This window comes from Alcaligenes sp. SJTW-7, assembly GCF_047716895.1.
In the GTDB taxonomy this organism is placed as follows: domain Bacteria; phylum Pseudomonadota; class Gammaproteobacteria; order Burkholderiales; family Burkholderiaceae_B; genus Alcaligenes; species Alcaligenes ammonioxydans.
In genome coordinates, this window is the sequence record NZ_CP136682.1 from 243,376 (window position 1) to 265,786 (window position 22,411).

At 58.8% G+C, this 22,411-nt stretch carries 21 protein-coding genes; 11 read left to right on the forward strand and 10 right to left on the reverse strand.

Annotated elements, in window-relative coordinates:
- The first annotated feature begins 4 nt into the window (after window positions 1–4).
- The gene (locus RSQ48_RS01055) at window positions 5–973 is read left to right on the forward strand and encodes a Bug family tripartite tricarboxylate transporter substrate binding protein (protein ID WP_003804856.1); all 969 of its coding nucleotides are present in this window, start codon (window positions 5–7) and stop codon (window positions 971–973) included.
- Window positions 974–1,002: 29 nt separating this feature from the next.
- On the opposite strand, the gene RSQ48_RS01060 is transcribed toward RSQ48_RS01055, so the two are convergent.
- Window positions 1,003–1,689, reverse strand: coding sequence for a Crp/Fnr family transcriptional regulator (locus RSQ48_RS01060; protein WP_240209200.1), 687 nt, complete (start codon window positions 1,687–1,689; stop codon window positions 1,003–1,005).
- A 175-nt stretch (window positions 1,690–1,864) separates the two neighbouring features.
- On the opposite strand from RSQ48_RS01060, the gene RSQ48_RS01065 reads away from it, so the two are divergent.
- The 8 genes from RSQ48_RS01065 (at window position 1,865) to RSQ48_RS01100 (ending at window position 11,580) form a co-directional block, all read left to right on the forward strand.
- The gene (locus tag RSQ48_RS01065; RefSeq protein WP_059318360.1) at window positions 1,865–3,832 is read left to right on the forward strand and encodes an AMP-dependent synthetase/ligase; all 1,968 of its coding nucleotides are present in this window, start codon (window positions 1,865–1,867) and stop codon (window positions 3,830–3,832) included.
- Window positions 3,832–4,632 (forward strand): ABC transporter ATP-binding protein, encoded by an 801-nt coding sequence (locus RSQ48_RS01070; protein WP_003804850.1) that lies wholly within the window; start codon window positions 3,832–3,834, stop codon window positions 4,630–4,632. The genes RSQ48_RS01065 and RSQ48_RS01070 overlap by 1 nt, the downstream gene beginning before the upstream one ends.
- An 11-nt stretch (window positions 4,633–4,643) precedes the next feature.
- Window positions 4,644–5,573 carry a branched-chain amino acid ABC transporter permease gene (locus RSQ48_RS01075; protein ID WP_003804849.1) on the forward strand — a complete coding sequence of 310 codons (930 nt, stop codon included), beginning with the start codon at window positions 4,644–4,646 and terminating at the stop codon, window positions 5,571–5,573.
- A 12-nt stretch (window positions 5,574–5,585) separates the two neighbouring features.
- The gene (locus RSQ48_RS01080) at window positions 5,586–6,650 is read left to right on the forward strand and encodes a branched-chain amino acid ABC transporter permease (protein WP_003804848.1); all 1,065 of its coding nucleotides are present in this window, start codon (window positions 5,586–5,588) and stop codon (window positions 6,648–6,650) included.
- A 137-nt stretch (window positions 6,651–6,787) separates the two neighbouring features.
- Window positions 6,788–8,056: an ABC transporter substrate-binding protein gene (locus tag RSQ48_RS01085; protein WP_003804846.1), complete on the forward strand. Its 1,269-nt coding sequence runs from the start codon at window positions 6,788–6,790 to the stop codon at window positions 8,054–8,056.
- A gap of 50 nt (window positions 8,057–8,106) precedes the next feature.
- Window positions 8,107–8,940: an ABC transporter ATP-binding protein gene (locus RSQ48_RS01090; RefSeq protein WP_003804844.1), complete on the forward strand. Its 834-nt coding sequence runs from the start codon at window positions 8,107–8,109 to the stop codon at window positions 8,938–8,940.
- A 251-nt stretch (window positions 8,941–9,191) separates the two neighbouring features.
- Window positions 9,192–10,472, forward strand: coding sequence for a phenylacetate--CoA ligase family protein (locus tag RSQ48_RS01095; RefSeq protein ID WP_003804840.1), 1,281 nt, complete (start codon window positions 9,192–9,194; stop codon window positions 10,470–10,472).
- Between the two features lie 91 nt (window positions 10,473–10,563).
- A complete protein-coding gene (locus RSQ48_RS01100) occupies window positions 10,564–11,580 on the forward strand; it encodes an amino acid ABC transporter substrate-binding protein (RefSeq protein ID WP_219235444.1) in 1,017 nt (338 codons plus the stop codon).
- 272 nt (window positions 11,581–11,852) lie between these two features.
- Here the strand turns inward: RSQ48_RS01100 and RSQ48_RS01105 are convergent, their stop codons facing one another.
- From RSQ48_RS01105 to dprA, 3 genes are all read right to left on the reverse strand, one after another.
- Window positions 11,853–12,320: a hypothetical protein gene (locus tag RSQ48_RS01105; protein WP_039944042.1), complete on the reverse strand. Its 468-nt coding sequence runs from the start codon at window positions 12,318–12,320 to the stop codon at window positions 11,853–11,855.
- Window positions 12,320–13,240 carry a hydroxymethylglutaryl-CoA lyase gene (locus RSQ48_RS01110; protein WP_240209201.1) on the reverse strand — a complete coding sequence of 307 codons (921 nt, stop codon included), beginning with the start codon at window positions 13,238–13,240 and terminating at the stop codon, window positions 12,320–12,322. Before RSQ48_RS01110 ends, RSQ48_RS01105 begins: the two co-directional genes overlap by 1 nt.
- A gap of 106 nt (window positions 13,241–13,346) precedes the next feature.
- On the reverse strand, window positions 13,347–14,501 hold the full coding sequence (dprA, locus tag RSQ48_RS01115) for a DNA-processing protein DprA (RefSeq protein ID WP_240209202.1): 1,155 nt from the start codon (window positions 14,499–14,501) through the stop codon (window positions 13,347–13,349).
- Window positions 14,502–14,668: 167 nt separating this feature from the next.
- Between dprA and def the strand changes: the two genes are divergently transcribed.
- Window positions 14,669–15,187 (forward strand): peptide deformylase, encoded by a 519-nt coding sequence (def, locus tag RSQ48_RS01120; RefSeq protein WP_003804827.1) that lies wholly within the window; start codon window positions 14,669–14,671, stop codon window positions 15,185–15,187.
- A gap of 5 nt (window positions 15,188–15,192) precedes the next feature.
- On the forward strand, window positions 15,193–16,134 hold the full coding sequence (gene fmt, locus RSQ48_RS01125; RefSeq protein WP_059318354.1) for a methionyl-tRNA formyltransferase: 942 nt from the start codon (window positions 15,193–15,195) through the stop codon (window positions 16,132–16,134).
- Between the two features lie 15 nt (window positions 16,135–16,149).
- Here fmt and RSQ48_RS01130 read toward each other — a convergent pair whose 3' ends face one another.
- The 6 genes from RSQ48_RS01130 to RSQ48_RS01155 all read right to left on the reverse strand — a co-directional run bounded on the left by RSQ48_RS01130 (window position 16,150) and on the right by RSQ48_RS01155 (window position 22,310).
- Window positions 16,150–17,088, reverse strand: a complete 939-nt coding sequence (locus RSQ48_RS01130) for a DMT family transporter (protein WP_240209203.1) — start codon at window positions 17,086–17,088, stop codon at window positions 16,150–16,152.
- Between the two features lie 69 nt (window positions 17,089–17,157).
- Complete coding sequence (locus RSQ48_RS01135; RefSeq protein ID WP_240209204.1) at window positions 17,158–18,513, reverse strand: amidase; 1,356 nt, start codon at window positions 18,511–18,513, stop codon at window positions 17,158–17,160.
- Between the two features lie 42 nt (window positions 18,514–18,555).
- Entirely contained in the window at window positions 18,556–19,239 is a 684-nt protein-coding gene (locus tag RSQ48_RS01140; RefSeq protein ID WP_219235452.1) for a DUF2848 domain-containing protein, read from the reverse strand.
- A 33-nt stretch (window positions 19,240–19,272) separates the two neighbouring features.
- Window positions 19,273–20,556, reverse strand: coding sequence for a TRAP transporter large permease (locus tag RSQ48_RS01145; protein ID WP_003804816.1), 1,284 nt, complete (start codon window positions 20,554–20,556; stop codon window positions 19,273–19,275).
- Window positions 20,553–21,173: a TRAP transporter small permease subunit gene (locus RSQ48_RS01150; RefSeq protein ID WP_003804814.1), complete on the reverse strand. Its 621-nt coding sequence runs from the start codon at window positions 21,171–21,173 to the stop codon at window positions 20,553–20,555. Before RSQ48_RS01150 ends, RSQ48_RS01145 begins: the two co-directional genes overlap by 4 nt.
- 90 nt (window positions 21,174–21,263) lie before the next feature.
- Window positions 21,264–22,310: a TRAP transporter substrate-binding protein gene (locus RSQ48_RS01155; RefSeq protein WP_003804813.1), complete on the reverse strand. Its 1,047-nt coding sequence runs from the start codon at window positions 22,308–22,310 to the stop codon at window positions 21,264–21,266.
- Between the last annotated feature and the right edge of the window lie 101 nt (window positions 22,311–22,411).

Here is a 22,411-nt window from a genome sequence, read left to right on the forward strand (position 1 = left end):
CATCATGCATTGGAAAAAATTTGGAGCCGGTGTGCTGTTGCTGGGCGCCACCCTGACCGGAACGGCGTTGGCAGCGAACTGGCCTCAGTCGGCAGTGACCTGGGTCGTACCCTATCCCGCAGGGGGCGGTTCTGACGTGATAGCCCGGCTGGTCGCCAAACAGTTGGAAAGCAGCCTTGGACAGACACTGATTGTGGAAAACAAACCGGGGGCTGCCACCATTATTGGCGCAACCTACGTCAGCAATGCCAAGCCGGATGGCTATACCGTGGGTACGGCCGATTCGGGCACGCTGGCCTTTAATTCCTCCCTGTACAGCAAACTGCAGTACGATCCCGCCGCGTTTACCTACGTGGGTGGCCTGGCCCGCTTTCCCTTGATGCTGGCAGTCCCGCAAGAGTCTCCGTACAAAACGGTGGCCGAGCTCCTGGAAGCGGTTCGCGCCCAGCCTGAAAAACTGACCGCCTCATCTGCAGGCAGTGGCTCGCCCCACCATCTGGCCCTCGAAATGTTCAAGCAACGCACGGACAGCAAAATCGTGCATGTGCCCTACAAAGGAGCCGCGCCGGCCATTCAGGATCTGTTGGGCGGTCAGGTGGATATGTCCTTTGTGGATTCCGCTGCCGCGCTCTCTCATATAAAGGCGGGCAAACTGCGGGTGCTGGCGCTTGCCACTCCCGAGCGCAGCAGTCTGATGCCGCAGGTGCCGACCATGGCCGAGGCCGGGATTGCCGATTTCTACGCCTACGCCTGGCAAGGACTGGTAGGCCCTCCCAAGATGGCTGAGGACGCGCGTGAACGCTTGAGCCAGGACCTGATGCAGGCTCTGAAAACGCCTGAATTGGCTCAGCGTATTCGCGATATGGGCGTGGAGCCCATGCCGATGACGTCCGATGAGTTCCGGGCTTATGCCGAGCGCGAGCGTGCCGACTGGGCCGCCGTGATCAAACGGGCCGACATCCGCCTGGACTGACCGGAATGCGGTCGGATGCGACCGCATCATCAGGCGGCATATTCATCGCCGTAACGTTTCAGGCCGTCCAGGTCCAGAACCTGGACGCCCCCATACTTGATCAGTAACAGCCCTTCGTTTTCCAGCTGACGCAGGGCCTGGTTGGCCCGTTGGCGCGACACCCGCGCCAGATAGCCGATCTCTTCCTGGGTGATGTCCAGGCGCAGACCTTTTCCGGGGTAGAGCAGTGGATTGAACAGCTCTGCCAGACAACGTGCCACGCGGGCATCGGGCGTAGACAGGCTGTTGTACTCAGCCTTGCCGATAAATTGCGCCACACGTTCATTGAGCTGATGCAGGAGGTAGCGGTTGAAAGCAATGCTCTGGTCCAGCAAATCGTTGAAACTGTGCATGGGCAAGCGGGCCACCTGGCTGTCGCGCAAGGCCACCACATCGTATTTGCGCTCTTCGTTTTTCAGCAAGGAGCCTTCCCCTATCCAGCCGCCGGCTGGCACCCCGGTCATGGAGGCGATCTTGCCCTCAGAGTTTCCGACCGACACCTTGAGCAAACCCGAGAGCACACCAATCCAGGCTGTGGCGCGCTCTCCCTTGCGTTCGACGATGGCTCCGGCCTCGTAGGCGGTAATGAGCGTGTCGCGGCGCACTCGCTCTTGCAGCTCCGGCGTCAACAGGCGAAACCAGGCGGCTCGCTCGGATAAAGCTTCTACAACATGCATGAGGATTAACCCTCGATAAAGGTCGAATGTCATGTCCGTGACAATCTTCGGGACGGGCAGCCGATAACTTGATTAATAACAGGCTGCAAATAGCGTGAAGGCATAACATGTGCCTTCTGCCGCAATCATAAGCAGCCTCCTGGACCATAACAAGCCGGGAAAATTCGGAGGAGACATGGTTGTGCGGATGGATAAAGAGCAGGTAGCGGGTTTACCCGGCACCTTCCCAGCCTGGATAGAACACCATGCCCAGGTGCGTGGCGACAAAGTCGCCATGCGCGAAAAAGACCTGGGAATCTGGCAGACCTGGACGTGGCGGGAGCTGGCCGAACAGGCCGAGCAACTGGCTGCGGGCCTGGCCGGGCTGGGTGTCAAAGACGGCCAGCATGTCGCGGTGATTGGTGAGAATCGCCCGCGCCTTTACCTGGCCATGATGGCGGCGCAGATGCTGGGCGCCGTACCCGTGCCGCTGTATCAGGATGCAGTGGCTCAGGAGATGCTGCACGTCTTGCTGGATGCCAGCATACGTGTGGCGGTGGTCGAGGATCAGGAGCAGGTCGACAAGTTGCTGGAAGTCTGGGATCAATGCCCGGACCTGGACGCGCTGATCTATGACGACCCGCGCGGTTTGCGTAACTATCAGCAAGAGCAACTGCAATACATCGAGCAGGTCATGGAGCAGGGGCGTTTGCAACTGACGCATGATCCCGATTGCGTACGCCGCATCTGGAAAGCGATTGCTCCGGATCATGCAGCCGCCATGTTCTACACCTCCGGCACCACCGGCAAGCCCAAGGGTGTGGTTCTTACGCATGCGGCCCTGATTGATCGCGGGCTGGCCATTCAGGAGCTGGAATCGCTGACCGATGCCGAGGAAGTCCTGGCGTATCTCCCCCCTGCCTGGATCGGGCAGAACATGTTTTCCTACACGCAGTTTCTGGTGACAGGCTTTACGGTGAATCACCCGGAGTCGCCCGAAACCGTGTCCATCGACCTGCATGATATTGGCCCCACCTATTATTTTGCGCCGCCACGCGTGCTGGAGGGCTTGCTGACGCAAGTCACGATTCGCATGGAAGATGCCAGCGCCCTCAAACGCGGACTGTACAGGCGTTTTATGGCCTTGGCTCAACGCGTGGGCGTGAAGATTCTGGACAAACGACCCGGTGTGGGCCTGTGGGACCGGCTGTGCTATGGCCTGGGCAATATCCTGATCTACGGCCCCTTGCGCAATGCCCTGGGCATGAGCCGCGTGCGCGTTGCCTACACCGCTGGCGAGGCGATTGGCCCGGATCTGTTTGATTTTTATCGTTCCATCGGCATCAACCTGAAGCAGCTCTATGGCGCTACCGAGACGTCTGTTTTCGTGTGCGTGCAGGAAGATGGTCATGTGCGGGCCGACACCGTAGGCCCACCTGTGAAAGGGGTGGAAATCCGCGTGGCCGATAACGGCGAGATTCAGGTGCGCAGCCCCGGACTGTTCAAGGAGTACTACCGCAATCCTGAGTCCACCGCCGAATCCTTTACCGAGGATGGCTGGTATCACACGGGGGATGCGGGGTATCTGGATACCGATGGTCAGCTAAAGATCATCGACCGCGCCAAGGATGTGGGCAAATTGGCCGACGGCTCCCTGTTCGCGCCCAAGTACATCGAGAACAAGCTCAAGTTCTTTCCCTTTATCAAAGAGGCGGTGGCGTTTGGTGACGGCCAGAAAGAGGTCTGTGCCTTCATCAATATTGATCTGGAAGCCGTGGGCAACTGGGCCGAGCGCCGCAATCTGCCTTATGCCGGCTATACCGATCTGGCGGGCAAACCCGAGGTCTATGCCTTGATTCGTGACTGCGTGGCGCAGGTGAACGAGGATCTGGCCAGCGACCCCAAACTGGCGGGATCGCGCATCAGCGCCTTTTTGATTCTGCATAAGGAACTGGACCCCGATGACGATGAGCTCACCCGTACCCGTAAAGTACGCCGGGGCTTTATTGCTCAAAAATACAAGGTGCTGGTCGATGCCCTGTTCAATGGACTGGACCGGCAGTTTGTGGAGACAGAAGTGAAGTTCGAGGATGGGCGCAGCGGTCGCATTTCGGCAGACCTGCACATTGAGCGCATGACAGACGCAGCAGCAAGGAGCGCATGATGAGTGAGGCGCAAGTGGCGGGCCGTCGCATAGGCCCGGTGATACTGGATTTGAAAAATATTTCCTTGTCCTTTGGTGGGGTGAAAGCCTTGACCGACATCTCGTTCAACATTCGTGAACACGAGATTCGCTCCATCATTGGTCCGAACGGAGCCGGCAAAAGCTCCATGCTGAACGTCATCAATGGCGTGTATGCGCCACAACAAGGCGAGATTGTTTTACGCGACCAGAGTTATGCCCGCATGAACTCGCGTCACACCGCCGAGCAGGGTATTGCCCGCACCTTTCAGAACCTGGCCCTGTTCAAGGGCATGAGTGTGCTGGACAACATCATGACGGGTCGCAACCTGCACATGAAAAGCGGTGTGTTTGCTCAGGCCTTGCGTCTGGGGGCGGCCGAGCGTGAAGAGATTCGCAACCGTGAATACGTGGAAGGCATCATCGACTTTCTGGAGATCCAGGCCTACCGCAAAACGCCGGTGGGGCGACTGCCGTATGGCCTGCAAAAACGGGTGGATCTGGGGCGCGCCCTGGCAATGCAACCGAGCATTCTGCTGCTTGATGAGCCCATGGCGGGCATGAACATCGAAGAAAAGCAGGATATGTGCCGCTTCATTCTGGACGTGAACGAAGAGTACGGCACCACGATTGTGTTGATTGAACACGATATGGGCGTGGTCATGGATATTTCGGACCGCGTGGTGGTCCTGGACTATGGCAAGAAGATTGGTGATGGGGTACCGGACGAAGTGCGGCAGAACCCGGACGTCATCCGCGCCTATCTTGGCGCTGGCCATTGAGGGGAACGGACATGGCATTTTTTCTTGAAACCTTGTTGGGCGGCTTGATGAGCGGGATGTTGTACGCCCTGGTCGCGCTGGGCTTTGTCCTGATCTTCAAAGCATCGGGTGTCTTTAACTTTGCACAGGGCGCCATGGTGCTGGTGGCCGCTCTGGCCATGGCCCGTCTGTCGCAGTGGATTCCACAGTGGCTGGGTATGGAGCCCGGCTTATTGGGCAATGTGCTGGCCTTTATTGTCTCGGCCATCTTGATGTTTGTGCTGGCTGTCGTCATCGAGCGTTGGGTGTTGCGTTACCTGGTCAATCAGGAAGGCACGACCTTGTTGATGGCCACGATCGGCATCAGCTACCTGCTCGATGGCCTGGGCCAGATCGTGTTTGGCAGTTCTGTGTACTCCATCGATGTGGGGATGCCCAAAGACCCGGCGTTCATCCTGGAGTCCGTGTTTGAAGGTGGTGTGCTGGTCAGTCTGGAAGACCTGAGCTCGGCCGTGGTGGCGGCCTTGCTGGTGGTGGCCCTGGCCATCTTCTTCCAATACACCAGCGTGGGCCGTGCCCTGCGGGCGGTGGCAGACGATCACCAGGCGGCGCAGTCAATCGGTATTCCCCTGAACCGTATCTGGGTTGTGGTCTGGACCGTAGCCGGTTTGGTGGCCCTGGTCGCCGGGATTATCTGGGGCTCCAAATATGGGGTGCAGTTCACCTTGTCGACCGCTGCGCTGCGCGCCTTGCCGGTGGTGATTCTGGGTGGCCTGACTTCGGTGCCGGGCGCCATTGTGGGAGGCCTGATTATCGGTGTGGGCGAGAAGGTGTCCGAGGTGTACCTGGGCCCTTATGTGGGCGGCGGCATCGAGATCTGGTTCGCTTATGTGCTGGCCCTGGTGTTCCTGCTGTTCCGACCACAAGGTCTGTTCGGCGAGAAGATTATTGATCGCGTCTGAGGTGGAGTCGATATGATTTACCGCGAAAATGGTCAGTTCAAAAGCAGCTATCGGGCTGACCAGCAGATTTTCCCCATCCGCCAGGATCGCTATGTGGTGTTGGGCTTGTTGCTGGTGGCATTCCTGGTGGTGCCTGCCATGGCATCCAACTACTTCCTGCAAGCCATTCTGATCCCCTTTCTGATCCTGTCTCTGGCAGCCATTGGCCTGAACATCCTGGTGGGCTATTGCGGCCAGATCTCGATTGGTTCGGGCGCCTTCATGGCCGTGGGGGCATATGCCGCCTGGAACTTTGGCGTCCGTATTCCGGAGTTGCCGCTGGTGTTGCAAATCCTGCTGGGTGGCGTGTTTGCCACTCTGGTGGGCGTGGCCTTTGGCATCCCCAGCTTGCGTATCCGTGGCTTGTACCTGGCTGTCACGACACTGGCCGCACAGTTCTTTGTGGATTGGGCTTTCCTTCGCATTGCCTTTTTCACGAACTATTCGCCTTCGGGCAACGTGTCGGTACCTGCCTTGAGCGCCTTTGGTTTGCCGGTTCAAACCCCCATGCAAAAGTACTTGTTTGTGCTGATCTTCGTGGTGGTGTTTGCCCTGTTGGCCAAGAACCTGGTGCGTGGCGCGATTGGCCGCCAATGGATGGCAATCCGTGACATGGATGTGGCGGCCGAGGTCATTGGTATCCGTCCGGTCTATGCCAAGCTCACCGCCTTTGCCGTCAGCTCTTTCATCATCGGTGTTGCCGGTGCCCTGTGGGCCTTTATCCACCTGGGTTCCTGGGAGCCGCTGGCCTTTGACCTGAATCGTTCCCTGCAACTGCTGTTCATTGTCATCATCGGTGGACTGGGCTCGATTGTGGGCAGTTTCTTCGGCGCTGCCTTCATGGTTTTGCTGCCGGTGCTGTTGACCAACGTGCCGCACTGGTTTGGTGTGTCCATCGGGGTGGATACCGCTTCGCACATTGAGCACATGGTGTTTGGTGCCCTGATTGTGTTTTTCTTGATTGTGGAGCCGCACGGTTTGGCTCGACTCTGGAGTATTGGTAAGGAAAAGCTGCGTTTGTGGCCCTTCCCCCATTAACAGCAGGTAGGCAGTTCATTACAACAACAGCCCCGCCCATCGGGACGGGGTATTCAGACACATGGTACTTATCGGAGGACCAGGAGATGACAACACGACTGAAACGCGCTGTGCTCGGTTTGAGTGCTTGCGCTGCAATGCTGACCATGAGTACAGCCGCTGTGGCAGCCGAGGAACAGTACGTTCCACTGCTGACCTACCGCACCGGCTCCTTTGCGCCATTGGGTATCCCGTGGGCGGACGGCAAGCTGGACTATCTGGCTTTGGTCAATGAACGCGATGGCGGTGTCAATGGCGTCAAGCTGGTGTACGAGGAATGTGAGACCGCGTACGCCACCGACCGCGGCGTGGAGTGCTACGAGCGCATGAAAGGCAAGAATGGCGGGGCATCGGGTTTTGACACGCAGTCTACGGGCATTACCTTCGCCTTGACTGACAAGGCCTTTGTGGATGGGGTGCCCATTGAGACCATGGGCTACGGCCTGTCGCACTCGGCCAACGGGGCGGTGTTTGAGTGGAACTTCCCCTTGCTGGGTACGTACTGGACCGCGGCGGACGTCATGATTCAGGACATTGCCAAGCAAGTGGGTGAGGACAAGCTGAAAGATCAGCGTATTGCCCTGGTCTATCACGACTCGCCTTACGGCAAAGAGCCGATTGCGCTGTTGCAGGCTCGTGCCAAAGAGCAAGGCTTTAAATTGGATCTGTACCCGGTGACAGCGCCTGGCGTGGAGCAGAAGTCCACCTGGCTGCAGGTGCGCAAGAACCGTCCTGATTTCGTTTTGCTGTGGAGCGCCGGGATCATGACGCCTACCGCCATCCGTGAAGCGCAGGCCGTGGGTTACCCCCGCGACAAGATCTACGGCATCTGGTGGGCTGCCTCCGAGAGTGATGTGGTCGATCTGGGCCAGACTGCCAAGGGATACAAGGGCATTACCATCCACAACAGTGCTGCCGATGGTCCGGTGCATGATGCGGTGCGCGAGATGCATGCCAAGGGCAAGGGCGCTGAAAACGGCGACAAGTACGTGGGTACGCTGGCCCACACTCGCGGCATGATGATCTCCATGATGCAGGTCGAAGCAATCCGCGCGGCTCAGGAAAAGTTCGGCAAAGGCAAACACATGACCCCCGAGCAAGTGCGCTGGGGTTTTGAAAACCTGAACCTGGACGAGGCGCGTCTGAAAGAGTTGGGCTTTGAGGGCATCATGCGCCCCATCAAAACCTCATGCAGCAATCACATGGGTGACGACTGGGCGCGTATTGTGCAGTGGGATGGCAACAAATTTGAAGTCGTGTCCGACTGGTATCAGTCCGACAAGAAATTTGTCGATCCGCTAGTCAAGGAAATGTCGGCCAAGTACGCCGCCGAGAAGAAAATTACGCCTCGCAACTGCGAAGGCTAAACCCAGGCGCCCAGGGTTCGCCCTGGGCACTGCATTGCGTGGGGAAGATTATGAGTGAGACCGTAGGCCAAGTGGATGAGACGCCCGCCCTGCTGGACGTCAATGGCATCGAAGTGATTTACAACCACGTCATTTTGGTGCTCAAGGGCGTGTCCTTGCGGGTGCCGGAGGGGCGGATTGTTGCCTTGCTGGGCGCCAACGGTGCCGGTAAAACCACGACCTTGCGGGCCGTATCAAATTTGCTGCGCGCCGAGCGCGGCGATGTGACCAAAGGCCAGATCCATCTGCGTGGTGAGCGTATTGATCAGCTGACGCCGGCCGATCTGGTCAAGCGCGGTGTGGTGCAGGTGATGGAAGGGCGTCATTGTTTCGCGCACTTGAGCATTGAAGAAAATTTATTGACGGGGGCCTATACCCGCTCCTTGTCGCGTGGCGACCTGAGCGCCGAGCTGGACAAGGTCTACCAGTATTTTCCGCGACTCAAGCAGCGCCGTGCCAGTCAGGCCGGCTATACCTCGGGCGGGGAGCAGCAAATGTGTGCCATTGGCCGCGCCTTGATGGCCGATCCGGGCATGATTTTGCTGGACGAACCGTCCATGGGACTCGCACCGCAGGTGGTGGAAGAAATTTTCGAGATTGTGCGGGATCTGAATCAGCGCGAGCGAGTCAGTTTCCTGCTGGCCGAGCAAAACACCAACGTGGCCCTGAAATATGCTGACTATGGCTACATCCTGGAAAACGGCCGGGTCATGATGGACGGACCGTCGCAGGCGCTGGCCGAGAACGAGGACGTCAAGGAGTTTTACCTGGGTGTGTCGGGAGGAGAGCGCAAGAGCTTTCGCGACAATAAATTTTACCGGCGTCGCAAGCGCTGGCTGGCGTAACGCCCAGGAATTTCCATGTATCAGCCGGGTCTGGCCTGTACTGAACAGCAGCAGGATCAGCACAGGGAAAGACCTGCCACCGGGATGCACATGAGGTGCCGCCCTTGGCCTTTTGACGTTTTGAGTTTTGGGCTGCTTCTGGCTACACAGGGTGTGGCTGCGGAGCTTGGCATTGACACGCCTTTGTCTGTGGACAGCAGATTGGTTTGGCGCAGCGTGTTGGGATGCCAATTCATCCCACTGGAGGAGAAATGAGCGAGTATTACGATGAGCGCGAGACCCTGGAACCGGACGAGCGCGAAGCCGATTTGATGACCCGTTTGCCGCAGGTGTTGCAGGCGGCAGCCCAGGGCGCCCCTGCCATTGCCAGGCAACTGGAGGGCGTGGAGCTGGCGGCCGTGCGCAGCCGCGAGGATCTGCTGGCCATCCCGGTGTTTCGTAAAAGTGAGTTGTTGCAGGCCCAGCTTCAGGCTCGGGAGCAGGCACGGGCCGGGCAGTCTTCGGCCGCTTACGCGCAGGCTGTCTTTGGGGGCTTTTCCTCCATCTCCTGGGGAGCGGCCCGCAAGGTGTTTGCCTCGCCCGGCCCCATGTACGAACCTGAAAGCCGCCGCTCGGACTATTGGGGTTTCGCGCGTGCCCTGTATGCGGCAGGTTTTCGGCGTGAAGAACTGATTTTCAATTGTTTTTCTTATCACTTCACTCCGGCAGGCTCCATGATGGAAACGGCCGCGCATGCACTCGATTGCACTGTATTTCCCGGTGGGGTGGGCCAAACCGAGCAGCAGGTGCAGGCTATGGCCGATTTGCGCCCTCATGGCTATACCGGCACACCCAGTTTTCTGAAAATCATCATGGAAAAAGCCCAGGCCATGCAAATTGCCTTGCCGGGTCTGAGCAAGGCTTTGTTTTCAGGTGAGGCCTATCCGCCGTCGTTGCAAAAGTGGTTCAGCGAGCAAGGGGTGGCAGGCTACCAGGCTTATGGCAGTGCAGATCTGGGCATGATCGCCTACGAAACCCAGGCTCGCGAAGGCTTGGTGTTGAATGAAAACCTGATCCTGGAAATTGTGCGTCCTGGCACGGGACAGCCGGTGGCCCCGGGTGAAGTGGGCGAGGTCGTGGTGACTTCTTTCAATCCCGACTATCCGCTGGTGCGCTTCGGGACGGGGGACCTGTCTGCCGTGTTGCCTGGGCAATCCCCCTGCGGCCGCACCAATCAGCGTATTCGCGGCTGGATGGGGCGTGCGGATCAGACTACCAAGGTGCGGGGCATGTTTGTGCATCCGGGGCAGGTGGAGCAGATTCGTCTGCGGCACAAAGAATTGGGGCAAGCCCGTCTGGTGGTACGCGGGGCCAGTGGCCAGGATCAGATGGTGTTTCAGGTGGAAGTGAGCGCACAGCCCGACGGGCTGGAAAGCGCCTTGGCGGATTCGATCCGTGAGATCACCAAACTGCGCGCCCAGGTGGAGTTTATGGCACCTGGCGCCCTGCCAAGGGATGGTAAAGTCATCGAGGACCAACGCAGCTACGATTAATTTGCCATATAGATATGCACACAAGTAGCGTTCGGGCTGCGGTACTATTTCAGGAAAATAGCCAATACCTATATCTTTTGAGGAGAGCCCGATGCGCTTTGTGCCAGTTTCTGCTGTTGTCCTGGCCTTGATGGCCAGCCTGCCTGCTGCCCAGGCAGCCACCTTGGACAATGTCCAACAGCGCGGCCACGTGCTGTGTGGCGTGACCACCGGTTTTGCCGGGTTTTCGGCCCCCGATGACAAGGGGACCTGGACGGGCCTGGATATTGACGTATGTCGTTCGGTGGCGGCGGCCACCTTGGGTGATGCCAGCAAGTTCAAGGCGGTGCCTTTGAATTCCCAGCAGCGCTTCACAGCCTTGCAATCGGGCGAAATTGATCTTCTGGCCCGTAATACCACCGTGACCCAGCAGCGTGACACGGCGCTCGGTGCCATTCATGCCGGCATCAACTTTTACGATGGCCAGGGTTTTCTGGTGTCCAAGAAGCTGGGCGTGACCAGTGCCAAGGAACTGAACGGCGCTACCGTTTGCATGCAGACTGGCACGTCCAACGAAAATACGATGGCCGATTGGGCACGTGCCAACAAGGTTGACTACAAGCCAGTCGTGATCGAACAGTTCAACGAAGTGGTCAATGCTTTTGTGGCGGGTCGTTGTGACGTGTTTTCCACCGACGCCTCCGGTCTGGCGTCGATTCGCATCTCCAAAATGGAGAACCCGGACGATTATCTGGTTCTGCCAGAAATCATTTCCAAAGAGCCTTTGGGTCCCTTCGTTCGTCAGGGCGACGATGCTTGGCTGAACATTGTGAAATGGTCCCTGCAAGCCAGCTTCAATGCCGAAGAGTTGGGTGTGACGGCCGCCAACGTGGATGAAAAACTCAAAAGCGACAATCCCAACATTCAGCGTCTGCTTGGGGTGACGCCAGGTGCCGGCAAGAACCTGGGCCTGGACGAAAAATGGGCTTACAACATCATCAAGCAAGTCGGTAATTACGGCGAGTCTTTCGAGCGTAACGTGGGTAAAGGCAGCCCGCTGCAGATCGAACGCGGCCTCAATGCCCTGTGGATCGACGGCGGCCTGATTTACGGTCTGCCTATTCGTTAATCCTTTCGGGGTTCACGATATGCAAAAAGCAGCTCTCTTTGAGAGCTGCTTTTTTATTGACTGATGGGTCTGGGGGCTATGACGTTGCTGTGCGTTTTGCTCTTGGTCCCCGGATGGTGTGCGCTGCCCCGGGGACTGGTGGTGTAGGTATCGTCGTGGGGTGGAACACGGCCATACCTGGTCTGTCTAACTGCTGCGCACGGCTTTCGTATGGAAGACGTGCTGGATTGTTTGCCCCAATATGCCAAGCCTTACGGAGCAAACCGGAAGACCTAATTCTTGCGCCTCAACACCAGGGAAATCTTGGCAAAGGCTACTTGCAGATCCTGTGTGGCACCTTGAAAAATCACGGGACGACCACGTCGGGTAAAGCAGATCAGACGCTTGGAGTTGAACAGCGGCACAAATTTGGCAAAGTGGATGTCCTGCCATTGCACTTGCCGCTTCATGATCCAGCTCTGGCGTATGCCGGTCTGGTCAATTGTGGTGACCCCATGCCACATGTGCCAGGCAATCAGAATCAGGCCGGTAAACAGCAGTACCAGACTGCCCGCCAGCACGGGGCTGATAGCCGCTCCTTGCGGAGAGCCGGCGACCAAGGCAAACCGCACCCCGATCAGGGCCAGCACGACCCAGGCACTGGCAGCGACCCATTTGGGCCAGGAGCGGCCTTGAATGGGAAGCGGGCCCAGGTCGCTTAACAGGGCGTCAATTTCCTCTTTGGTGGGGGCTTGGCTCATCAGCACGCGGCGGCCCCTTGCTTGCGGGCGGCCAGGGCGTTACCGGCATTGCTGGCCGATTTACGTTTCAGGTGAGCCGAAATCCATTGTCCCGTCTCTACCACGGCGTTCAGATCAATGCCGGTCTCAATATCCAGGCCTTGCATCAGGAACAGTACGTCTTCAGTCGCGACGTTGCCGGTTGCGCCCTTGGCGTAGGGACAGCCGCCCAGACCGGCCACGGAGCTGTGGAAAATATGAATGCCAGCCTGCATGGACGCGACGATATTGGCAATGGCCTGGCCGTAGGTGTCGTGGAAGTGGCCGGACACATGAGCTGGGTCTATGTGCTCGGTCACCATGCGCATAAGGTCATAAACCTGGCGGGCCGTGCCTACGCCGATGGTGTCGGCCACGTCGATCTCGTCACAGCCCAGTTCAATCAGGCGCTTGCCGACTTTCAGTACGTTGGACGGGGCTACCGCACCTTCATAGGGACAACCGAAAGAACAGCTGATGGAGCCGCGCAAACGCAAACCGGCTTCTTTGGCAGCCTGGGCAACGGGGGCAAAGCGCTCCAGCGATTCTTCGATGCTGCAATTGATGTTGCGCAGGGAAAATGCCTCGCTGGCGGCGGCGAAGATCACCACTTCGTCCGCCTTGGCGGCTAGGGCACCTTCAAAACCACGCATATTGGGGGTCAGGACGGAATAAATCGTGCCGGGGCGACGGTCGATCATTGCCATCAACTCGGCGCCGTCGGCCATTTGCGGTACCCATTTGGGCGACACAAAAGAAGCTGCTTCCACATTCACAAAGCCAGCATGAGACAAACGGTTGACCAGCTCGACCTTGACGTCGGTGGGGATGAATTCTTTTTCGTTCTGCAAGCCGTCCCGGGGGCCGACCTCCACAATCTTGACGCGCGATGGGTATGACATGAAGTTTCCTGAAGGGATAGAGGGCTGGGGCCCGCAGGCCCTGACGTAATCGTCATGATACCTCTTGAGGGCCGGGGCTGGCGCCCTAGGAACTGCCCTATGGTTCTTAAGGCTTCAAGCGTTGAAAGCGGCCGTCGGGCAGGGCCTCGATACAGCCTGCCAGCTCCAGCTCGGCCAGGAAGGCGGGCAGTTCGGTAGCCAGCAGGCCGGTACGACGCATCAGTTGCTCCGGAGTCAAGGGGGCAAAGTCGATGCGCTCCAGGATGGGACGTAGTTCCTCGGGCAAGCTGTCATGGGCATGTGACGTGGGTCCGGGCCGGGCAGGCGTGTCCCGGCAGACGTCGCCTTGGGCATTGCCTAGCTCGTCCAGAATATCTTGGGCGCTTTCAACCAGCTTGGCACCTTGACGAATCAGAGCGTGGCAGCCTCGAGCCAAAGGGGAGTGAATGGAGCCGGGAATGGCAAAGACTTCTCGCCCCAGCTCCCCGGCCAAACGGGCGGTAATCAGCGAACCGCTTTGTTTGGCGGCCTCCACCACCAGTACGCCCTTGGACAGCGCAGCCACAATGCGATTTCGACGCGGGAAGTGGTGGGGCAGGGCCCGTGTTCCCAGAGGGAATTCGCTCAGCAACAGCCCCTGAGCGCTGATTTGATGAGCCAGGTCGCGATGGACGGCCGGGTAGACCAGATCCAGACCGGTACCCATGACCGCAAGGGTGCCGGCACCCTGAGAGCCGGCTTGCAAAGCTCCCTTATGGGCGGCCTGATCGATGCCGCTGGCCAGACCACTGATAATGCACCACCCCTTGGTCGCCAGGGTATGGGCAAAATCGGTCGCGGTTTCCTGCCCGGATTGGGTGGCGTTGCGCGCTCCCACAATAGCCAGCCCTTTACGCTGCAAGATACCTAGATCGCCATTTGCGTAAAGCAGCAAGGGAGCGTCGTGCAGATCCAGCAAGGCAGCCGGGTAGCTGGCGTCAGCCAAGGTCACGATATGGTGGCCAGGCTGTTTGAGCCATTGCCCCGTTTGGTCTATGAGTGCCTGCAGCTCTTTCACCGGCTCCTGGCTGAGTTGTACCGCCAGTTCGCCAGGGATATGCCGCGACAGGGTTTGTACCGAGCTTTGGTAGATGTGCGGTGGCAGCCCGCAGGCCGCCAGCAATTGCCGGGCCTGGGCGGGTGCGAGCCCAGGCTCTAGCGACAGGCGCAACCAGGCATGCAATTCTTCCGAAATTTCATCCGAGCTAAAATAATGAGGCATAAGGCAGTGTGGCACGAAACGAAACCGTGTTCGGTGTAACCCCGATATTTTTATCCAGGGTGGATGTCGTTTGGTGGCCAGGGCGTCGTGGTGTGCCGGGGCAATCGGATGCCGCTCTGAAACTTGTTTTATTATATCGACTTATCGCTTTTTCTTCGGACATGACAATGGCTTTGCTTCCCATCCTTAAATTTCCTGACCCCCGATTGCACACGGTGGCCAAACCTGTGCAGGAGGTCGATGACCGCATTCGCAAACTGGTCAAGGATATGGCCGAGACCATGTATGACGCGCCCGGTGTAGGCCTGGCTGCGACCCAGGTGGATGTCCACGAGCGGGTGGTGGTAATTGATGTGTCTGAAAGCGGCAATGAATTGCTGGTGCTGATCAACCCGGAAATCACCTGGAAAAGTGAAGAGCTGAAGGTGTACGAAGAGGGTTGCCTGTCCGTGCCCGATACTTATGACAAGGTCGAGCGTGCGGCCAGTATCCGTTTCAAGGCCCAGGACGAAAACGGGCAGTGGTACGAGAAAGAAGCCGACGGCCTGCTGGCGGTGTGTGTGCAGCACGAGCTGGATCACCTCGATGGCAAGGTGTTTGTGGAGTATCTGTCCGTGCTCAAACGTGAGCGTATTCGCAGCCGTTTGCGCAAGCAGCAGCGTGAAGCCCTGAAGGCAGGGCAATAGTTGCCATGCGTATTGTTTTTGCCGGTACCCCAGATTTCGCTCGTGTGGCCTTGGAAGCGCTGCTAGCCCAGGGTGTTGAGGTTCCCTTGGTCATGACGCAGCCGGATCGCCCGGCGGGTCGGGGTATGAAACTGAGCCCCAGCCCGGTCAAGCAGGCCGCCCTGAAGGCTGCTATCCCGGTCCTGCAGCCGCATAGTCTGCGCCTGGATGGCAAGTACCCCGAGGAGGCTGCCCAGGCCCGCCAGACATTGTTGGACGTGCAGCCCGATTTGATGGTGGTGGCCGCTTATGGTTTGATTTTGCCCAAGTGGACCTTGGAGCTGCCACGTTATGGCTGCTTCAATATTCACGCCAGTCTGCTGCCCCGCTGGCGTGGCGCGGCCCCTATTCAGCGGGCCATTCAGGCAGGCGATGCGGCAACGGGCATCACCATCATGCAGATGGATGAAGGCTTGGATACCGGCGATATGCTGGTGCGCAGCGAGCTGCCCATTCGCGATGACCACAGTGCTGCCACCTTGCATGACGATCTCGCTCAACTGGGGGCGCAGGCCTTGCTGGCCGCCTTGCAGCACTTGCGTGATGGCACCTTGCAGGCCGTTCCTCAGCCAGAGGCAGGTGTGACCTATGCCGAGAAATTGTCCAAGGCGGAGTCGGTGCTGGATTTAAGCCGGCCAGCCAAGGAACTGGAGCGCCGTATTCGTGCGTTTGACCCAGTGCCCGGCTCCACTCTGTCCTTGCCCGGTTTGGAGCAGCCTGTGAAGGTGTGGCGCGCTCAGGTGGTAGAACAGACGCATTGCGCAGAACCGGGTCAGATTCTGAACGTCAGTGCCCAAGGTATTGATGTGGCTTGCGGTGAAGGGGTCTTACGTTTGCTGGAGCTGCAAAAAGCCGGTTCCAAACGCCAGCCCGTCGCCGTCTTTGTGCAGGGCTGGCAATCGCGCTAAGTTCGCGCCAACGAGTCAGGCGCCGGATTGCTTCTGGCGCCGCCACTCCAGCGCTCCAATCACAATACCGCTGGCACAGACCACGCCAATTCCGATCCAGGTAAACATGTCGGGGAACTGACCCCAGATCAACCAGCCCAGCGCGGCGGCCGCCACGATTTGCAGGTAGACAAAGGGGGCCAGCAACGAGGCCGACGCTCGCTGATAAGCCTGAATTTGCAGCAAGTGTCCCAGGCAGCCCCACAGGCCGGTAGAAATCAGAATCAACCATTGGAAAATGGTCAGCTCTTTCAGGGCGGGCAGCGCTGCGGGTAAAAGAAAAGGCAGGGCAATGGTCAGGCAGATGCTGCCAACGGCACCGCTCCAGATCAGTGTGGTCAGTGAGTTGTCCACCGCCACGCGACGGGTCGCGATAAATTGTGTGGCGAACATGCAGGCGGTGATCAAACCAAACATCACCCCAAGCGGGTCCAGGCCGGCCGTTGGTCGGATGATGATGAGCACCCCCAGGAACCCGACTCCGGCTGCTATCCAGCGGCTCAGACGAGGTGGTTCTTTCAGAATCCAGGGAGCGACCGACAGCACCAGCAAGGGTGCCAGGAAATTAATGGACGTGGCCTCAGCCTGAGGCAGATAGCTCAGTGCCGTGAAAAATGAAAAGGTGGACAGCATCATCACGGTGCCACGCAGTATTTGCGCTTTGGGCCGGGTGCTGCGCAAAATCTTGTGTCCTTTGACGGGCAGCACCAGCGCCAACACCAGGGCCAGATGGACCACGTAGCGAAACCAGCACATCACCAGCAAGGGCACGCCAAAGCCCATGATCCATTTGCCACTGGCATCCAGTCCCGACAGCGCCCAGGACGACAGAATCAGGATGAGCACCCCCGCCAAGGGAAAGGCTGTCGGTGTCAGACTGGTTCGGGGCAAGGAGGAAGACTGGGTTGTGCTCATGACAGGCTCCCGACGCAAAGCACAAGGACGGCCGGGTGGCCGTCCTGAAACGAACTTCATCTTAGCGGATTAGCGTCCGCGCAAGGGCAATACCCGTTCGATCGCTGCACCTACTGCCAGCAAGTGTTCGTCATGGTAGGCAGGAGCGGCCACCATCAGGCCGACCGGGGCCTCACCGGCAGCGTGGCAGGGCAGGGACAGGGCGCAGCCGTCCAGGAAGTTGATCAGTGTGGGATTGCGCAAAACCAGGCCGTTGGTGGCGAAGTACACCTCGTCCGAGGCCTGCAGATCGGCAATGCGCGGGGCGACGACGGGTACGGTCGGCATCAGCACGGCATCATAGCACTCCAGACGGCTCTCGACCGCGCTGATCCAGGCTTGGCGGGTATCCTGCAGTTCGATGTAGTCAGCGCAGTCGATGTCCTTGCCGCGCAGGATGCGCGAGGCCACACGTGGATCATATTGTTCGCCCTTGCTTTGCAGGGTGTCACGGTGAACGGACCAGGCTTCCGCGCAGACAAAGCCGCCTTTGCGGTTGATGTGGGGCAACTGCTCAAACTCGGGCAGGTCAATTTCCTCAACGACTGCGCCGTGCTCACGCAGCAAGGCGATGGCGCGGTCAAAGGCGGCGCGTACCGTCTGATCAATGCCATCAAAGACAAAGGTCTTGGGTACGGCCAGGCGCACGGTTTCCAGGGCAGGAGTCGCCACAGGTACATAAGGTTGGTCGGTCAGGATGGCATCAACAATGGCGCAGCACTCAACAGAAACCGCCAAGGGGCCGTTGGAGTCCAGGCTGCGGGACAAGGGCATGGTGCCTTCGCTGGGGACACGCTCGGCAGTGGGTTTAAAACCGGTCAGGCCGTTAAAGGCCGAAGGGATACGAATCGAGCCGCCGGTATCGGTACCAATGGAAAAGACCGACATGCCCTGGGCAACCGCGACCCCGGCGCCGGAGGACGAGCCCCCGGGGATACGGGCATTGTCACGATCCCAAACGGAGCGCGGAGTGCCGTAGTGAGGGTTGATGCCCAGACCGGAGAAGGCAAATTCGGTCATATTGGTCGAGCCGATCAAAATGGCGCCGGCGCGCAGCAGGCGTTCCACAATGGTGGCGTGCTGCTCGGCAGGCTCAGCATCTTTAAGCACTGTCGACCCACCCAACGTTATGTAGCCGGCGATGTCATGCAGGTTCTTGACCGACATGGGCAGACCCTCGACCAGCGAGCGGCTCAGACCGGCCGCACGCAAGATGTCGGAAGCCTTGGCCGCTGCCAGAGCCTGTTCGGCAAATACTTCGATGAACGTGGCAGCGCCGTCACGGCTGTCGTCCTGGATACGTTCCAGGGCTTGCCGAGTCAGTTCGACCGAGGTGGTTTCGCCACGATCAAGAGCACGTTGCAGTTCGGTAATAGTCGCTAGCATGGATCACTCGCTAAATAAATGGGTGGGGCGGGCTGGGCCAGTTTAGGCTACTTCGGGCAGGACTTCAGCCACATAGGTGTGGCGGATGCTGCGTTCGCGGCGGGGGTCATACAGTTCCATGGTGAACTGGGCAGCGGGACGGATGCCTCCGATCGCGCCGACGGTGCCGCAGGTCATGCCGTAGCCTTCCGGCATGGTGGTGGACTGGAAGTAGCCCTCGATCAGCTCCAGCGGATTTTTCAGTGTGGACAAGGGACCGTCCTGGTACAGGACTTCCTTGCCGTCTTCCTGAATGTAGGCGCGGATGATCAGCTCGTCCCAGTACTCTGCCACGTCGCTGAACAACCAGGCTTCGCGGGCAATGGGTTTGGCGCAGATCTGTTTGGACAGGGCAACGCTATGCGCTTCCAGAACACGATCGGTGTGATCGGACGCCAGGCTCACCAGCAGGCGGCCTTGATGAGTGAAGACAAATACCTCAGTCTCGCCCGACGACCCCGAGCCCACGACCTGGATGTCGGCATCCTGAATCATCTGGTTGGCCGCGATGCGGTAGTACAGCGGTACCGAGCTGGGGCGTGGTACGCCCAGTTCGGCCAGCTCTTCAATGTGGTGCTCGATGGCGGCCAGATCACGGCCCGCCCAACCGGCCACGATGCAGTGCTGCAGATCAGCCTCGATGATTTCAGTGTGGGTGGCCTGGGCCAGTTCAAAGGTCAAACGCATAGCAGTACTCGTTAACTTAAAGACAGATTGGGATTAACCGAACAGGCGTGGCAGCCACAAAGCCAGATCCGGGAAGATAGCCAGCAGGCCCACCATGGCCAGCAACATGATCACAAAAGGCAGGCTGCCCAGCATCACGTCGTTCATGCTGCCGCTCTTGCGCAGGCTCTGGACCACAAACAGGTTCAGACCAACAGGAGGGGTGATGAGCGCCACTTCCACCAGAATGATGATGGCAATACCCAGCCAAACCGGGTCAAAGCCCAGAGCGATCATGATGGGAGCCACGATAGGGATAGTCGTGATCATCATGGACAGGGTTTCCATGAAGCAGCCCAGCACCAGGTAGAACACCACGATGATCATCAGCATCACCATGGGCGAGACACCCAGCCCGGTGATGGCGTCAGTCAGCGCGTTGGTCAGGCCCGTGGCGGACATGACAAAGTTCAGGAAAGCCGAGCCGATCACGATCAGCATGATCATGGCCGTGGCTTTCATGGTGCCTTCCAGCACTTCCTTGATCATGGTCCAGCTCATGCGGCCCGAGAAGGCAGCCAGAATCAAGGCGCCGACCACACCCAGGGCAGCAGCCTCGGTCGGGGTGGCAACACCGGCGTAAATCGAGCCCACGACCAGCAAGAAAATACCCAGGGGTGGAACCAGATGCACCAGGCTGGCAAAACGCTGACCCCAGCTAGCCTTGATCTTGGTGCCGCCCCATTTAGGCTTGACCATGCACGCGGCAGCGATTGCCAGCATGAACAGCAGGGCCATGCCCAAACCGGGGATGATGCCGGCCAGATACAGCTTGGGCACGGAGGTATTGGTCAGCACGCCGTAGATCACCAGGTTGATCGAAGGCGGAATCAGAATGCCCAAGGTACCGCCTGCGGCCAGGCTGCCCAGGAACAGGGGCTCGTTATAGCCTTGTTTCTTGATCTGCGGCAGGGCCACGGTGCCCACGGTGGCGGCAGTGGCCACGCTGGAACCGGAAGTGGCGGCAAACAGGGCGCTGGCCCCGATATTGGCGTGCATCAGGCCGCCTGGCAGCCAGGACAGCCACAGGCTCATGGCGTTGTACATGCGTTCGGCCATACCGGAGCGCAGCAGGATCTCGCCCAGCATGATGAACAGGGGAATGGCCACCAGCAGGAATTCGTTGCTGGTGCCCCAGGAAATCTCACCCAGGGCGCCAGTGAGCGGCAACATGGAATACAGCGGGTCCAGAATCAGGCCCAAAACACCCAGGGCAGCGCCCACGGGAATGCTCAATCCGATCAGAACGAGCAAGAGAGTCAGTGCGGTGGTAATCATTTGGCGTCTCCTTGCACCATGCGTTTGCCAGCCTCGGCTTCTTCGGACGCTTCTTCCTGGGTACTGCGGATGCCGCACAGGGACCGGATACCGGCCAGGTCACCCGTAATCAGGGCCAGGCTGGAGCGCAGCAGCATCAGGGCCAAAACGACACACAGCCAAATCAGACCGCCCACCCACAGGAACTGCGGAATCCACAAGGGAGTGCCCATGGCGGTGTTGGCAGTGGACTGGTTGGTCCAGGACAGGCCGGCCACGTCAGTGGCGTACAAGGTCAGGTAGACAATGAAAACAGACAGGGCCACCAGAGCAATCCAGTCCAGCAAGGCGGCCAGACGGACCGGCAGGTGCTGGTAGATGGCGTCGATACGGATATTGGCCCGTTGCAGGGTGGCAAAAGATAGTGCCCAGGAAATGCTGATGGCAAAGGCGTAGCCAGATAGCTCATCCGAGCCGCCCAGAGAGCTGCCACTGAATTTGCGAAACAGAACGTCCGCGGTGATATAGAGGGCGCTGATCAATGTCAGGCTGCCTGCGAACCAGATGGCGATGCGCGACAGGGTCGTGGCACCGGACAGCAAGCGGTTCAGCATGGCGAATTTTTCGGTATTTTCCATGGTGTCTACCCCGTACAGGGTCTAGGAGGGAGGGGCCTGAAGGACAGGCGGCCTGCCACCGCAGGATGGGTGGCAGGCGGTACGTACAGATTACTTCTTGGCTTCAAAGCCCAAGATCGGGCTCAGGCTGGCGTTGAAGGCAGCCACGGTGTCAGCGGAGCTACGCTCGGCCCATTTGGGCACCACGGTTTCGCTCATGACTTTCTTCAGCAGTTCGCGGTCGGCGTCGGTTGGCTTGACCAGCGTCATCTTGCCTTTGACGGGCTGGGTACACGCATCGGAGCCGGTATTGCAGTCATAACCTTCCTGGGTTTCCTTGGCAGCGGCAGCCCAGATGTCTTGCGTCATGGCCTTGATGTTGCTGGCCAGGAACTCCTGGACTTTGGGGTCCAGCTTGTTCCAGGTTCCCAGGTTGGCTGCGTGAATCTGCTGGTTCCAGTTGATTGGCATTTCATACAGCTTGGAGCTGACTTCGTACCATTTGGCCGAGTAGCCGGACATGGAGCCGGTAATCGCGCAGTCAACCACGCCGTTTTGCAGGGCAGGAACGACTTCACCAAATGGGATGGTGACGCTGTTGCCACCCAGAGCCTGGACAAATTCAGCCTGGGTGCGGCTGCTGGTGCGCACTTTCTTGCCTTTCAGGTCGCTCAGGCCATTGAAGTTGCCATTGCAAAACAGGACCTGGGCAGGGTAGGTCGAGAAGCCCAGTACCTTGACGTTGCTCTTGGCATAGAAATCTTCGTAGGCAGGCGTGAACGCGTCGGTCAGTTTTTTGGCCACTTCGATATCGGGTGCCAGACCGGCCAGGTCGATGGCTTCGTTAATCGAGTTGTCGCTGGCGAAGTAAGCCAGGGTGGCCGTACCGAAAGGAATCACGCCCTGGCTGATCAGGCGCATGATTTCAGGACCTTTCAGGCCCATGTCGTTGAAACCTTTGATATCGGCAGTGATCTGGCCACCGGACAGCTCAGGCACCTTTTTGGTCCAGAAGGGCTGCTCGGTATTCTGGTAGGCGGTCAGATTGCTCAAGCCACCGACTACTTTCAGGGAGGTCTTGGGCAGTTCCTGGGCCATGGCGGCAGAGCCCAGGGCCAGCGAGCCTAAAGCCAGGGAGGTCAGTACGATTTTTTTCATAAGGTGCTCCTAATAGCGGTCCAGCTGTATGGTTGATAGAGTGCGCCCCCCTTTTGGGCAGGGGGCTGCATATTGAACCCAGAGGGGTGACCGGACAGTGC